11 protein-coding genes are annotated in these 14009 nt (G+C 47.2%); 6 read left to right on the top strand and 5 right to left on the bottom strand.

The annotated features are described in order from the left end of the window. Positions 1-278 precede the first annotated feature (278 nt). On the top strand, positions 279-1064 hold the full coding sequence (locus tag EVX52_RS23245) for a MipA/OmpV family protein (protein ID WP_129955445.1): 786 nt from the start codon (positions 279-281) through the stop codon (positions 1062-1064). Positions 1065-1318: 254 nt separating this feature from the next. Here EVX52_RS23245 and EVX52_RS23240 read toward each other — a convergent pair whose 3' ends face one another. Further along, positions 1319-2206 (bottom strand): ATP-grasp fold amidoligase family protein, encoded by an 888-nt coding sequence (locus EVX52_RS23240; protein ID WP_129955446.1) that lies wholly within the window; start codon positions 2204-2206, stop codon positions 1319-1321. 312 nt (positions 2207-2518) lie between these two features. On the opposite strand from EVX52_RS23240, the gene EVX52_RS23235 reads away from it, so the two are divergent. Both EVX52_RS23235 and surE read left to right on the top strand, forming a co-directional pair. Further along, on the top strand, positions 2519-3736 hold the full coding sequence (locus EVX52_RS23235; RefSeq protein WP_205952708.1) for an alginate lyase family protein: 1218 nt from the start codon (positions 2519-2521) through the stop codon (positions 3734-3736). Positions 3737-3818: 82 nt separating this feature from the next. Then, complete coding sequence (surE, locus tag EVX52_RS23230) at positions 3819-4577, top strand: 5'/3'-nucleotidase SurE (protein WP_129992207.1); 759 nt, start codon at positions 3819-3821, stop codon at positions 4575-4577. Positions 4578-4618: 41 nt separating this feature from the next. Here surE and maa read toward each other — a convergent pair whose 3' ends face one another. The 4 genes from maa to EVX52_RS23210 form a co-directional block, all read right to left on the bottom strand. Then, on the bottom strand, positions 4619-5170 hold the full coding sequence (gene maa, locus EVX52_RS23225; RefSeq protein ID WP_205951629.1) for a maltose O-acetyltransferase: 552 nt from the start codon (positions 5168-5170) through the stop codon (positions 4619-4621). A 73-nt stretch (positions 5171-5243) separates the two neighbouring features. Next, complete coding sequence (locus EVX52_RS23220) at positions 5244-6596, bottom strand: carbohydrate porin (RefSeq protein ID WP_129992206.1); 1353 nt, start codon at positions 6594-6596, stop codon at positions 5244-5246. 122 nt (positions 6597-6718) lie between these two features. Next, positions 6719-8152, bottom strand: coding sequence for a glycoside hydrolase family 32 protein (locus EVX52_RS23215; protein WP_129992205.1), 1434 nt, complete (start codon positions 8150-8152; stop codon positions 6719-6721). A gap of 18 nt (positions 8153-8170) precedes the next feature. Next, positions 8171-9412 carry an MFS transporter gene (locus EVX52_RS23210; protein WP_129992204.1) on the bottom strand — a complete coding sequence of 414 codons (1242 nt, stop codon included), beginning with the start codon at positions 9410-9412 and terminating at the stop codon, positions 8171-8173. A gap of 244 nt (positions 9413-9656) precedes the next feature. On the opposite strand from EVX52_RS23210, the gene EVX52_RS23205 reads away from it, so the two are divergent. The 3 genes from EVX52_RS23205 to EVX52_RS23195 all read left to right on the top strand — a co-directional run bounded on the left by EVX52_RS23205 (position 9657) and on the right by EVX52_RS23195 (position 13637). Beyond that, the gene (locus EVX52_RS23205; RefSeq protein ID WP_129992203.1) at positions 9657-10664 is read left to right on the top strand and encodes a LacI family DNA-binding transcriptional regulator; all 1008 of its coding nucleotides are present in this window, start codon (positions 9657-9659) and stop codon (positions 10662-10664) included. A gap of 431 nt (positions 10665-11095) precedes the next feature. After that, a complete protein-coding gene (locus tag EVX52_RS23200; protein ID WP_129955452.1) occupies positions 11096-11803 on the top strand; it encodes a GNAT family N-acetyltransferase in 708 nt (235 codons plus the stop codon). 784 nt (positions 11804-12587) lie between these two features. Next, a complete protein-coding gene (locus tag EVX52_RS23195; protein ID WP_129955453.1) occupies positions 12588-13637 on the top strand; it encodes a RepB family plasmid replication initiator protein in 1050 nt (349 codons plus the stop codon). Positions 13638-14009 lie beyond the last annotated feature (372 nt).

The following is a 14009-nucleotide window of genomic DNA, read 5'->3' as shown; positions in this document are numbered from 1 at the left end:
TAATATTTCATCAAGGAACCGTCAAGATGAACACTTTTTTGCAAGATTGCTGACCGGCACAGCGACAGCACATGTGCAGCGTTTAAATGCGCCCCGGAAATGTCCGTCACATCGGTGTCATTCTCCACAATCAGGATCCGCTTTGTCTGCACAGGGGGCGTCTTGACGGTTTCTTCATAATTCCCCGACAGTTTATTGACACGGCCTCTTCATACTTCGGGTTTCAGACGCGGCTGCAATCCGCTACGAACCATATGTTTGGGTGATGAGGAATCACAATGATATCCAGAAAACTAATGCTGCAGATGACCTGTTTCAGCCTGTCCGCCACAGTGCTGCAGGCAATGGCCGACAACACTCCGCCTGCGCCAACCTTTACCGTCGGCATGGGCGCACAAAGCGCGCCGCGCTACAGCGGTTCCGATCAGCGCCACTGGCTGGTTGCGCCGGTCATTCAGGCGCGCGATGGCGCCTTTTTCTTCGATTCGCTGAAAGGTGTGGGTTATGACCTGCAGGCGGATAACGGCCTGTATCTGGAGCATACGCTGGGATATAGCCTGGGGCGGACAGACAGAAATTCCACCTGGCGGGATGGCTCGAATAAACTCAAAGGCATGGGAAATATCGATGCGACCATGAATACCGCGCTCGCGGTGGGTTGGTCAGCAACACCGTGGTTGTCTTTTGAAGGCAAAGCCACTCTGCCACTGACAGACGGGCAAGGTGTGCATTATCAGACTTCCGTCACGGTACTGCCGGTACAAAACGACACCGACACTGTCGCGCTTCAGTCGGCGGCGCTCTTTGGCGACCGGCGCTATATGAACACCTTTTATGGCGTGAGCCGCGAACAAAGCGACCGCACTAATTTCGCACCTTATCAGTCCGCCGGGGGGTTCTATGGCGTAGACAGCAGCCTGACCTGGAGTCATCAGTTCACGTCGCACTGGGGCGGCGTTGTCAGTGCCGATTACACCTGGCTGGACGACAAAGCGGGTAACAGCCCGATTGTGGTTAAGCGCGGTGGTACAACTTACAATTTTGGTGTGCTTTATACCTTCTGATGGACTGAACATGAACGTATGAAAAGTCGTCCTAAACGGCGACTTTTCATACGTCAATCCTTCTACTCTCCTATATTAAAGGCGACCCGGATGAAAGGAGATATCGCCATGCTGGTTTTGATCATTTTGTTTTATATTTTCGCCTACTATTGCGTATTTTTGATATTATCGCCGCCCTCATTCTCAGGATATTTCAGACATGCCCTGGGTTTTTTCTAAGCAAAAATATAATCCTGCATAATTAAACTGAAAAATCACACCCACAACTCCCCCAGAAAATAATCCCAGTGCACGGGGGATATCTGTATCCTTCCGTTGCATGGCGTGAGGGTTATCTCACTAAAATAAATCTGGCTTGCATCGGCAATAAAATCCACCCGGCAATAAGCGATACCTTCCGCCAGCTTTTCCGCAAGGCCGATCATGTGGCGATAAAGAACAGGTTCAGCGATTTCATGCGGGGAGTTATTGTAACCCATGGTGAGCGGAAGAATTTTCCAGTGCGGGTCATAAACATTGACATACTCATTATTCATGGCATCAGTAAAATCAGCTTCGGTAATATGTGCTTTACCTGAAAAACAATGAACTCGATAGACTTCAGGAATAAGATGTAAGGGTTTCCCCCCGAAGACATCGATAAATTTTTCACAGATTATATAAGGCTTGATATCCTTGTAGTGCCATTCACGCGTGACATAATACATATTCCGATTAAGATGATCATTAAGCTTTTTCTTTGCTGCCCGCTCATCGAACTGATGTTTATTTTTGCAGATAATCGCGCTGCCACTGTCATGACTACATTTCAATACAAACCGCTCAGGAAGATGAGATAAATCAATAAGTTCAGCCCTCTCAAAGACCCCTAAAAGCGGGACGAGATAATCGTCTCCAATTTTCGTTTTCACGTACTCCCGGACTGCAATTTTATCCGCCAGCATAGTAAAGAAAGGGTCTCTTTCGAAGATCATTCTGTTATTTATCTTCTCATTCAGGCTTTGTGGATTTTCAAAATCAGGCACTCTGCGAAACTCTTGTTGATGCTTTCGCATCCGGTAACGTAAATCACTGATAAAAAATGTACGGACTAACTTCAGCTTGTACTCTACCTTTTTCAAGGCCATTTTATAAGATTTCATGAGTCTGTTCCCGAGGTGAATAAAAAATGCCATGCAATACTCACCGAAGAGAATCAATATTTCGTCAAGGGAAACACAATGTATCGTTAACACAACACAAAAAATATATGAAGCATACTACATATTAGATGCCTAACTTATCGACGGTAAATTGCATTAAATTATATTTTGATGATATTTATTTACAATAAAATCAGTGACGCTTACGCCTGCTACAGATATCTTTGCAACGGAATAAAATGAACCCCTCAGTTACATCAAAAAATTAAATATAAATCATGCCTTAATTAAAGAATAAAGGAATAATTAATAATGAAATTTTATAAAAATCATGCAGTGCGGGATAGGCATCTCCCTTATTTTTCATGTCTGATGTTAACCGGGGCATTGATTATTGCCCCCATCACCAGCACGCGGGCAGAAGCGGTTATGCCCTTTGTCCATCCGGGACTTCTGCATACCCAGAAAGACTTTGAACGGATGCAGAGTAAAGTGTTACAAGGCACTCAGCCTTATATCGATGGCTGGCAGAAATTACGGGAAAATAAGCATGCATCCCTTGACTGGCACCCCAACCCGCAGGCCGTTATCTATCGCGGAAAGGACGGCATTCATACGGAAAATTACGGCACCTTATTTAACGACGCTGCTGCGGCTTATGCACTGGCATTGCGTTGGAAAATCTCGGGGGACGATGCGTATGCCCGCAAGGCTATCGGTATTTTAAACGCATGGACGACGACACTCACGACGATTCAGGGAGGATCTGACCGGTATCTGGCCTCAGGTCTTTATGGCTATCAGTTTGCAAACGCAGCCGAGATACTGCGTAACTCAGCCCTATGGAACCCAAAAGATTTTCATGATTTTCAAACCATGATGCTGACCGTCTTCTACCCTATGAATCAGGATTTTCTCGAGCATCATAATGGTGCGAAAATTGATCACTACTGGGCAAACTGGGATTTGGCAAACATGGACTCCATGTTAGCTATCGGCGTACTCACGGATCGCCGGGATATTTATGATAAAGCGATTACCTACTTTAAATATGGCCAGGGTAATGGTTCTGTGGAACATCTGGTGTGGAAACTCTACGGTTCTTCTCTCGGACAAGTCCAGGAAAGCGGCCGCGATCAGGCTCACTCATTACTGGATATCGCTTTGCTTGGTGCGTTCTGCCAAATGGCCTGGAGTCAGGGAGACGATTTATACGGTTACGACCATAACCGGGCTTTGCTTGGCGCCGAATACGTTGCAAAGTATAACCTAATGCATGATGTGCCCTACACCCCGTATACCAATAGTGATGTCACCCAGCCCGTCATTTCCGAAAAATTCCGCGGAGAAATGAGGCCAATCTGGGCGCTTTTTTATAACCATTATGTTGTGCTGAAAGGGATAACATCTCCTTACGTCGAAGCTTTTGCAAAAAAAGCCAGTCCCGAGGGCGGTGGGGGTGATTATGGGCCTAACAGCGGAGGTTACGACCAGCTCGGATACGGCACGCTGGTCTATACGTTGAAATAGCCAGTTTGGCAAACTTGTTGCCGGTTTTCATACGTAATCCCCACGTTTATACAACTTAGCTTATCCCGTTTAAGGAGAATCTATGCCTCAACAAAGTATGCTATGCGAGAGAATATTATTAACCAATGACGATGGTATCGATGCTCCCGGTATGGCCGTCCTGAAAAAAATCGCTCATCAACTTTCTCACGATGTCTGGATAGTTGCTCCCGTCCACGATCAGAGTGGCACGTCACATTCACTTAGCCTTCACAGTCCGTTACGTCTGAGTGAGAGAGGACCACAACGATACGCTGTGACCGGGACACCCGGAGATTGTGTAGCGTTAGCGCTCGGTCATCTGATGAAAGATAAAAAGCCAACGTTGCTGCTTTCAGGGGTTAACAGAGGGGCCAATCTGGGAACCGAGACCGTTTTTTCCGGAACCATTGGCGCTGCAATGACCGGCATGCTGATGGGGGTGACGTCCTTTGCCCTCAGCCAGGCTTTTACGGACCGCAATAATGTTCCCTGGACAGTCGCAGAAACCCGGGGCGCTGCCACTATCGAAGCGCTCTGGAAGAGTGAAAATTTCAAGGCCGGATGTCTTAACATCAATTTTCCCGTAGCCATTAACCCGGCCTTGCCGCCGCTGACCTTTACCCGTCAGGGGAAAGGATATCTGCACAATATTGACGTTATTTCACAGCGCGACCCCCGCGATCTTGAGTACTTCTGGCTCTCCCTGAAAAGGCAAAACTTACCGGATGCTCCTGAAACAGAAGCCGCCATTCTGCAACAAGGGGGGATCAGCGTGACACAATTAGGTTTTGACCGTGGTGTAACGCGCCAAAACGGCTAAATTATTTATCCCCCCTTTTCCACCGACTGCGGCACCGGTGTCTAAAGCCGCTTAATGATACGGGCCGGATTCCCCCCCACGACGCAGTTAAACGGCACGTCTTTTGTCACGACCGCGCCGGAAGCCACCACCACATTATCACCCAGGGTGACACCTGGGTTGATCACCGCACGTCCACCGATCCACACGTTATTACCAATCGTCACCGGCTTGCCGAGTTCTTTCCCGCTTATGCGCAGCTGTGCATCAAGCGGATGGGTAGCGGTATAGATGTGCACTCCTGGTGCCAGCATGCAGTTATCACCAATACGCACCTCGCATACGTCAAGGATCACGCAGTCAAAATTGGCGTAGAAATTTTTTCCTACATGGATGTTATAACCGTAATCACAGCGGAAAGTCGGCTCGATATACGCGCCCTGATGACTTCCTAACAACTCGTTAAGCCACTGTTTACGCAGTTCTTCATCATCTGGTGATGAATGGTTGTAACCATGTAAAAGCTGGCGTGCGCGCCTGCGCTCGCTAATGAGTAATGCATCACCGCTCTCATAGAGTTCGCCGGCGATCATTTTTTGTTTTTCTATATTCAACGTCATACTTCGATATCCTTTAGTGATGCGCTCATGCCAATTTCCAGCGCCAGGTTTTTACGGCAACCGGTGTTTAGAAAAGGTATTTAAAGCGCACGCGTGCACCATAACGGTCATCCGTATTACCCGTTTTAATCGTCGGTGATTCAAGCCAGGAGGCATAAGCCCCCAGGTAAATATTGAAGTTAGGCATATCCATGATATCAGGCAGGTGCCATGAAGTATGAAGGGTATGAATGTCATACTTACCCGGCGCCAGAATCGCGCAGTCGTTGTCGCAGTCACCGGCTACCCCGGCCATATTGAACTTGTCGATATTGTTGTGCGCGTAGATGTAACCCACTTCCACCCTGTGCCATAACGCATTGATGCCTGCGCTGAAATCTTTTTCGTCAGCTGCGTCGAGATAAGCCGTGCTCAGGTTAACGACCGCACCGTTTTCTGCATCAGTTTTAAGCGTGTTCCAGCTCATCGTCATTCCGTAACCGGTCCGGTTCGACTGGTCAACCCAAACACCCTGCGTATTCTGATATCCGTAGGCATTATTCACCAGGTTGCTTTCGACCGCGGCGGCGACTGACCACTCACCGGATTGCCAGGCAATAACCGGGCGGGCATAAACCACATTTTTACGGTTATCTAACGCATTGCCGTGATAGTTATTGTCGACAAATAGCGAACTGCCATCTTCTATAAGCGTGTTGAGTTCGAAATACCAGTTATCGAGTGTCTTACTGAGCAGGAAATTGCCACCGCTGCTGCTGCGCCCGCGACCCTCTTTCATCATATAGATGTAACCGTAACCGTCACTGTAGAGATCGTTAGCGGTATTACCGGAATATTCAATGAACGTATCCTGATTCAGCGGGAACATATCCCAGGCCTCGAAGCGACCAATTTTAATTTTCCAGTCATCCTGCTGACCAAAGAAAAATGCCGCATCGTCGAGGTTCATTTTTCCGTTGATATCAGCCAACGGCTGAACGCTGAATCCGGCATATTTTCCATTAACCCCATTTCGCAGACCATCAAACCCCAGGAGAATACGACCATTAATATCCCAGCGCTCTTTATTTCCCGGCGCCCAGTTTTTATTTGTGCTGGTTTTTATCGACGTCAGGCTGCCCGTGCGGCTGGCACCATCCATATTAAATTCAACGTCTCCATAAAATTTAATATCACCATTCCCGGTGAGCTGAAGCGCGGGAGTCGCAGGAGCCGCGGGAGTATTGTTTACTACGTGGGACAATTGCTTCTCTTGCCTGAGGGCGCGAATTTCAGCCTCCGCACCCGCCGCGCGCTGCTCCGTGACTTTCAGCCGCTGCTCCATTTGTTCCAGCCGTTGTTCGAGGGAAAGCGTACCCTGTGCATGGGCTACCGAGGTACATACAGACGTCAAAATACATCCGACCCAGATTTTATTCATCGGAAAAGACCTTCTTATTATTTATATTAATGTGTCATTTTTGTATAAATACAGCCCGAAGATAAACGCAGTAATAACCCGCCCATCATCAAAGACGGGTTATTTTCGACACTGGACAGGGCTTATTCCAGCTGCCAGGCTCCGGCATCTGATAATGTCGCTGTTCCATGCCAGGCAAATAAACTTAATTCGCGGCGATCGGCATCCGGATATATTCGGCTACTGAGGCATGCCTCGCCGTCATTAACGAATACCTCGACCGAAGAGCTGTCAATAAACATACGTAAAGCCAGAGGAGCGCCGGGCACCAACGGTACACTGCGCGTGCCACATAATCCGTACTGCGGATAGCGGCGCTCAAGCACCAGACGCTGCATCTGCGTATCAACATAAACACGCAGACCTTCTCCCAGGCTGAGTCCATACTGTTCCGCATCACTGCTTGCGCAATCCCAGTAAAGCACGACTTCCATGGCCTCCCCTTTGTTTGCCATGAGTGTCTGCTGGTTTTTCAAGGTACTGACAGGCCATGGGAACCAGGCCTGACGCAGCGCTTCCACCTCTTTCGCGGGACGCATTTGCAGACGATTGTCTTCAGTAAGACTCAGCTCACGCGGCAGAGACAACATCCCGGACCAGCCGTCCTGTTGCTCCGGCATCGGCGACTCCCACATATCCAGCCAGCCAATCACGATGCGGCGGCCATCCGGTGTCAGGAAACTCTGCGGGGCATAGAAATCGTGTCCGTGATCCATTTCGACGAATTCCCCTGTGCGGACAAACGGCTCTCCGGGCTGCCAGTCTCCCACCAGATAACCGCTCTGGAACAGATTGCGGTTCTCAAAGCCCTGCGCGGCCATCCCCTGCGGAGAAAACATCAGGACACGTTTGCCATTAAGGGTAAAGAAATCAGGGCACTCCCACATAAAGCCCATACCGGCTTGCGCCTCATCCAGGATCCCTTCATCCTGCCACTGACGCAAATCGGCTGAACGATACAATCGTATTTGCCCGGTATCGCCAACGCGCGCACCGACGACCATGTACCAGCTATCCCCTTCGCGCCAGACCTTAGGGTCGCGGAAATGATGCAAGTCCGGCGGGGTATCGATAATGATCCCCTCACGTTTAAAGTGAATACCATCGCGACTGGTTGCCAGACACTGCACCTGATAAAGGTTCTCGTCGTTACCGGCGTCGCCGTGAAATTTATGTCCGGTGTAAATCAGCGCCAGGGTATCGCCATCCACCACCGCCGACCCCGAAAAACACCCGTCTTTGTCTTCCGGTCCTTCCGGGGCTAGGGCAACGGGTAAGTGCTCCCAGTGAAGCAAATCTTTACTCCGCGCATGCCCCCAGTGCATCGGCCCCCACTGAGTGGAATAAGGATGATGCTGATAAAAGGCGTGATACCAGCCATCAAACCAGATCAGGCCATTAGGATCGTTAATCCAGCCAGCCCTTGCAGCAAGGTGATAGCGCGGATACCAGCGCAGGTTTAGCATCTCGCGCTTAGCCTGAAGTTCCTGTTCAGCATTAGCAATTGTATAGGTCATCGTTTTCTCTCTTTTCAATCAGATAGTAGAAAGTTGTGGTATCTGCGGATCCATTGAGGTTTTACCGGAACGCAACAGGAAAATAGAAATAAAGGTGATGCAGAACACCATTAACCCCATGAACAGATAGGACTGAGCAAATCCATATTTTTCGTAGCTGTAGCCAGCGAGGGGTGACAATACGGTGGCAATTACGGATCCCGTACAGGCAAAACCCACCAGATAGAGCGTGGATGAGAGACGTTTATCGAAGTTAAGGCTGTTGTATTTGAAGATAGAGATAAGCAGTATCGGGAGTTCAACCGCATGCAGCAGCTTGGTGATAGAGATAAGCAGAGGGCCTTCCACTAATCCGGAGGCGACCATGCGCATCGCCATCACCATGCCGGCGAAAATCAGACCATTTTTAGCACCTAGACGATTTACCAGCCATGGTGCACAGAACATGCCTGCGGCCTCCAGGAATACCTGAAACGAATTAAGATAGCCGTACATCGCATTCCCTTCATGTTGCGTCGGGAACTGTGAGGAAAAATAGACCGGGAACTGTTGATCGTAGACGCCGTAAATACAGGTGCCGACCACAAAGAATACCAACGCCCAGAAACGCGGCAGGGTCAGCAGGCGTAATGCATCCTCAAGCGTGACTTTCCCACCCGCCACGGCTTCCTGCATGGCATGGGGCGCAGAAGAGACGCGTAAGCGCATCAAAAGTATGAAGAAGACCAGACCAGAACAGCTGGCAACCGCGAAATTTAATTTCGGGTTAATATTAAACAATAACCCGGCGAAAAAGGTTGCCACAGCCCAACCCAGCGACCCCCACATCCTTGCTTTTCCGAATTCAAACTGGCTCTGACGGGCGACACGCTCGGTGTAAGACTCAAGGACACCAATACCGCCATTGAAAGTCAGACCGATATAGATGCCGCCAAAAAAACTGCCCAGAAAGACGTTAATTTTCAGTAGATGGCCAAAAAGCAGATAGGCCGGACCGGAAAAAATTAATAATGCCGTGATAAACCAGAGCAAATTCTTACGCAGCCCCAGCTTATCCTGAATAAAACCATAACAAATTTGCACAAACAGAGTGGAAAAAGACACCACTGAAAAAATTATCCCGGTATCCCCTGCTTTCAGACCGACTTCCTGATGTAGCCAAATCGAGAGCAGTGAGCCTGTAGAGGACCAGGTTACAAAGAAAAAGAACAATAAAGCGCTGAGTATCAGATAACTTTGAGAATGACGGGTTTTCATCATAGCAATCTCATGCTGAGGTGGAGCGCAAATGATAACGTTAACATAAAATAAGGCGCATGCCGTTTTGCTGTAATTCTAGATGTTAATCACAAAAGTTAACGTTAACATAAGCAGTATGAGATCATGATCAACTTTTCTTATTCACTGCAACCCACACCCGGACACCAAAATCACGTATGATCCTTTTACATCAGCAAGTTAGTTTTATAACCTGTGGCGTAATGAGCAGGCAGGAGCAAAAAGAATGGCGTCCCTGAAAGATGTGGCAAAACTGGCGAATGTATCACTGATGACGGTTTCCAGGGCACTAAACTCCCCGGAACGTCTAAAGCCTGAGACCTTGTCACGCGTACAATCTGCTATCGATGCGACGAATTACGTGCCCGATTTATCGGCCAAAAAAATACGTGGCGCTCACGCGATTGCAAAAACCATCGGTGTGCTGGCACTTGATACCGTCACCACCCCCTTTTCAGTGGAAATCACACTCTCCATTGAAGAAACAGCACGTGCGCATGGCTGGAACAGCTTTGTGGTTAACATGTTTTCTGATGACAGCCCGGAAAATATCGTTGATTTGCTTCTCTCACACCGACCGGATGGCATTATCTATACAACAATGGGATTGCGACAGGTGCCGCTACCCGAGAAGTTGTTAAACCTTCCCTGTGTGCTCGCCAATTGCGAAAGCCTGCATCAGCAGGTAGCGAGTTATATTCCGGATGACGAACATGGACAATATGCAGCGGTACGTGCACTTTTGTCTGCAGGCTATCGTCGCCCGCTCTGCTTACATTTGCCTGCAACACATCTTGCCACTGTCAGACGCCGCAAAGGTCTGGAACAAGCATGTATGGAGGCGGGGCTGGTTTCTGAGACACTCGACCACTATTACATGGAATATGGTGATGAGCATTATCGGGATATTCCGGCGATTGTGCAGGCACATATTCATCAGAAAAAACCCTTATTCGATTCGGTGATTTGCGGTAACGATCGCATCGCGTTTATGGTGTACCAGACGCTTCTGGCGCAAGGTCTGAGGATCCCCGAAGATGTGGCAGTCATAGGTTACGATAATATGGTGGGGATCGGTGATTTGTTCCTGCCGTCGTTGTCAACGGTACAATTACCCCATTATGAAATTGGCAGGCTCAGCGCGCTTCACATTATAGAGGGTAAATCCCATCGCGATATAATCAAAGTTGACAGCCCGTTACTGCTTCGTCAGTCAATGAATACAGTAAAATGAATTATCTTCAACTCTGCCGATGAATTGGCATGAGTTCATCCAAAATTCAGTAGTATCGGTCATACCGAATAAAAAGCTGTCATTATATTATGGAATGAAATAATACAATGCAGTATTAATTCTAACAATAAAGAATCATGGCGCCATTTTACAGCGTTCCGCTATTCATCGCACTAAGATAAACATGTGATCTTAATCATATTTTTAATAAAACAAAGAAATACTTTTTTAATTTAAACTAATATAAATCAACAGCTTAGTGTATATTTTAGAGTAAACATAAATTCAGCACTAAAATAAATTATTTTTTTACCGATAAGTATTTTAATTACGATATGCGAGCATCATGGATTGAATAATAGTGCAGGAGAAAAACAAAATCACAGTGCTCGCCCAATATACTAATATTAACAACACAGGTAAAATTTATTATGACTGAATTAAATATTTATGGTCAGACATTGGGTAAAGAATTACCCGACTGGCAGCCACATGCGCTTCCTCAAAAAGTTATCCTCAGAGGAAAATATTGCTATCTTGAGCCAATTGACGTTAAGCATAGCCGGGACTTATTCGATGCCTGGCACAGTATTGATGATGAGCGTGACTGGACGTACTTTCATATTAAACGCCCCGTCACTATCAAACAGTGCGATTACTACATCGCTTCTCTTGCCGCAAGCAAGGATCCCATTTTTTACGCAGTAATCAATATATCTACAGGTAAAGCTGTTGGATTTCTTGCGCTACAGCGAATGGATCCTGATAACGGTTCTGTAGAGATAGGCTGGATTAACTGGTCACCGCTGATGAAACGCACCTTTTGCAGTACTGAGGCCATATTCCTATTGCTCTATTATGTACTGGAAACATTACGGTATCGCCGGTGTGGATGGAAATGTGACAGCCTGCATGAGGCAGCGATCAGTGCGGCAGAAAGACTCGGATTTACCTATGAAGGTACTCTCAGGCAGACACAGGTTTCAAAGGGGCACAGCCGTGATGTCCGCTGGTATTCTATCATCGACTCTGAATGGGATGGCATCAGACAGGCTATGGAGCTTTGGTTAAGTCCCTCTAATCTTGACGAACGAAGAAAACAAAAACACCGGCTGGCCGAATTTATGCCTCACCTCTGACAGGTACATCATTGCCAACGATGCTCACTGCTGATCTGGAAGCAGTGCGTATCATAGAGACACCTGATTATCTGAAGATGAGCCACCCTCCTCCTCCCGTTAAATTTTAACTCACTTTCCTTTTTATCCACTTTTCCACAGGCCAGATCCAATAATAAGATCCTATAGAGATCATCTAATAGATCAAAAGAGATCCCCGCTTCGCTACAAGCCTTGCGCTATAAGGGATTGATCGACATAAGAAACCACTATAAGGAGCAAACTAACCGCTATAGAGAGCTTAGTAACCACTATGAACAGCAAGTTAACTTCGCTGGTGAGTGACTAAAAACCACTAGAGTGAGTAAACCATCATCAGTACTGTGCATAATATTATCCCTTAAGGAATGAGATAATTGCCTGAAAAATAAATGACAAGTCTTCCGGCTGTCCGAAGACTTGTCATGATGTACACAGTTTATGCACCTGCCAGATACGGGGCTGCAATGGTCATTGTGGATCCTTATCGGAAAATTTAACCTTCTGTTTTTAAAGTTATCCTCTTGTTCGATCCAATAATAAGATCCAAATAGAACCTAAAAGAACCAAAGAGATCCCCGCGCCTCTGGAGGCCTTGCGCTATTTGGGTAAAATGAAGATCGTTAACCGCTATAGGGAGTAAAACAACCACTATAAAAAGCAAATTAACCACTATGTGTGGTAGTAAAACCGCTATAGTGAGTGTTAGTATCCACTGTATCGTGTACAGAGAGACTCTTATGCACATTCATTGTGAGAGCAGATAATGTCTGGAAATGAGCCAAAAAACATAGAGATAGCGAAAGCTTTCGCAGAAACGGATAAGCGAACAGGTGAACTTGTTACTCTGGTTCCTAACAGCAATAACACGGTTCAGCCTGTAGCACTTATGCGGTTGGGCTTATTTGTACCCACGTTGAAATCGACTGCCCGGGGCCGTAAAGGTCAGATGAATTCCATGGATGTCACTTCGGAGCTCAAGCAACTTTCGATCGTCAAGTCTGAAGGATATGAAAACATTAAGATCACCGGTGCCCGGCTTGATATGGATAATGATTTCAAGACATGGGTCGGGATCATTCATGCCTTTGCCAAGCATAAGGTCCTGGGAGACTCTGTATACCTGCCTTTCGTTGAGTTCGCTAAATTATGTGGCATTCCTTCCGCGCGCTCCTCAGCGAAGCTCAGGGCGCGTTTGGAAGCCTCTCTGGAACGTATCGCAACCAACACGTTGTCGTTTTCCAATAAGGAGGGGGACTATTATGTTACTCACCTTGTTCAGTCAGCAAAATATAGCCCGAAAAAGGATGTCGTCGAGTTACAGGCGGATCCGAAGATTTTTGAGTTGTATCAATTCGATAAGAAAGTTCTTCTTCAGCTCAGGGCAATCAACGAACTATCTCGCAAGGAGTCGGCGCAGGCTCTCTATACCTTTATTGAAAGCCTGCCGACAGATCCCGCTCCCATATCCATGTCGCGCCTGCGTGCCCGCCTTAATCTGACATCACGAGCGATCACTCAGAACGCTACTGTTCGTAAGGCAATGGAACAACTTAAGGCTATTGGCTATCTCGACTATACGGAGGTCAAACGCGGTAAAGCCGTTTATTTCTGTATCCACTATAGGCGGCCAAAATTACGACCAGCTCAGATCCCGACAGGTATAGGCGATGATGTCTATGATGTCCTGGACGATGAACATATTATTGATATCCCTGCCGAGAAAGATGTCGATCCTGGCGCGCCGCGTGAGATGGTCATGCTGACGAAAGAAGAACTTGAGTTGCTTGAACAACTTCGACAGGCAAAGAAATAGCATCGATACCTTCGTTATCCCTCTGACCTGAAGCCTGTTGTGTTATCAGCAGGCTTTTTTCATAACCACTGTGGTAAGCAAATTAACCACTGTAGTGAGAAGCGCAACCACTGCAATCAGCAAACTCAGCGATTATCAAATCCACCAACCACTGCGGTTAGTAATCTTTACTCGCTCTAGTGGTTGTTTGCGTGTTTTACCCTAACCCCCCTAGTAGTTACTAACCTGAAGCCCCTTATGATAGTTAGGTTAGTACTTGCTTACATTTTCCACTTCACCTCTATTTACTCTTTACAGTGGTTAATGCTCTCCATAGTGGTTTTACTCACTTTAGTGGATGTTACTCTCTGCAGTGGTTGCTTCTCACTACAG

Source organism: Rahnella sp. CFA14(1/10) (assembly GCF_004195095.1).
Classification (GTDB): domain Bacteria; phylum Pseudomonadota; class Gammaproteobacteria; order Enterobacterales; family Enterobacteriaceae; genus Rahnella; species Rahnella perminowiae.
Note: the sequence above shows the minus strand (reverse complement) of the source record. Positions and strands in the feature narration are given on the sequence as shown.

Excerpts from the sequence above, each read along its gene's own strand:
- EVX52_RS23245 (WP_129955445.1), top strand. The coding sequence starts at position 279 with ATGATATCCAGAAAACTAATGCTGCAGATGACCTGTTTCAGCCTGTCC.
- EVX52_RS23240 (WP_129955446.1), bottom strand. The coding sequence starts at position 2,206 with ATGAAATCTTATAAAATGGCCTTGAAAAAGGTAGAGTACAAGCTGAAG.
- EVX52_RS23235 (WP_205952708.1), top strand. The coding sequence starts at position 2,519 with ATGAAATTTTATAAAAATCATGCAGTGCGGGATAGGCATCTCCCTTAT.
- surE (WP_129992207.1), top strand. The coding sequence starts at position 3,819 with ATGCCTCAACAAAGTATGCTATGCGAGAGAATATTATTAACCAATGAC.
- EVX52_RS23220 (WP_129992206.1), bottom strand. The coding sequence starts at position 6,596 with ATGAATAAAATCTGGGTCGGATGTATTTTGACGTCTGTATGTACCTCG.
- EVX52_RS23215 (WP_129992205.1), bottom strand. The coding sequence starts at position 8,152 with ATGACCTATACAATTGCTAATGCTGAACAGGAACTTCAGGCTAAGCGC.
- EVX52_RS23210 (WP_129992204.1), bottom strand. The coding sequence starts at position 9,412 with ATGATGAAAACCCGTCATTCTCAAAGTTATCTGATACTCAGCGCTTTA.
- EVX52_RS23205 (WP_129992203.1), top strand. The coding sequence starts at position 9,657 with ATGGCGTCCCTGAAAGATGTGGCAAAACTGGCGAATGTATCACTGATG.
- EVX52_RS23200 (WP_129955452.1), top strand. The coding sequence starts at position 11,096 with ATGACTGAATTAAATATTTATGGTCAGACATTGGGTAAAGAATTACCC.
- EVX52_RS23195 (WP_129955453.1), top strand. The coding sequence starts at position 12,588 with ATGTCTGGAAATGAGCCAAAAAACATAGAGATAGCGAAAGCTTTCGCA.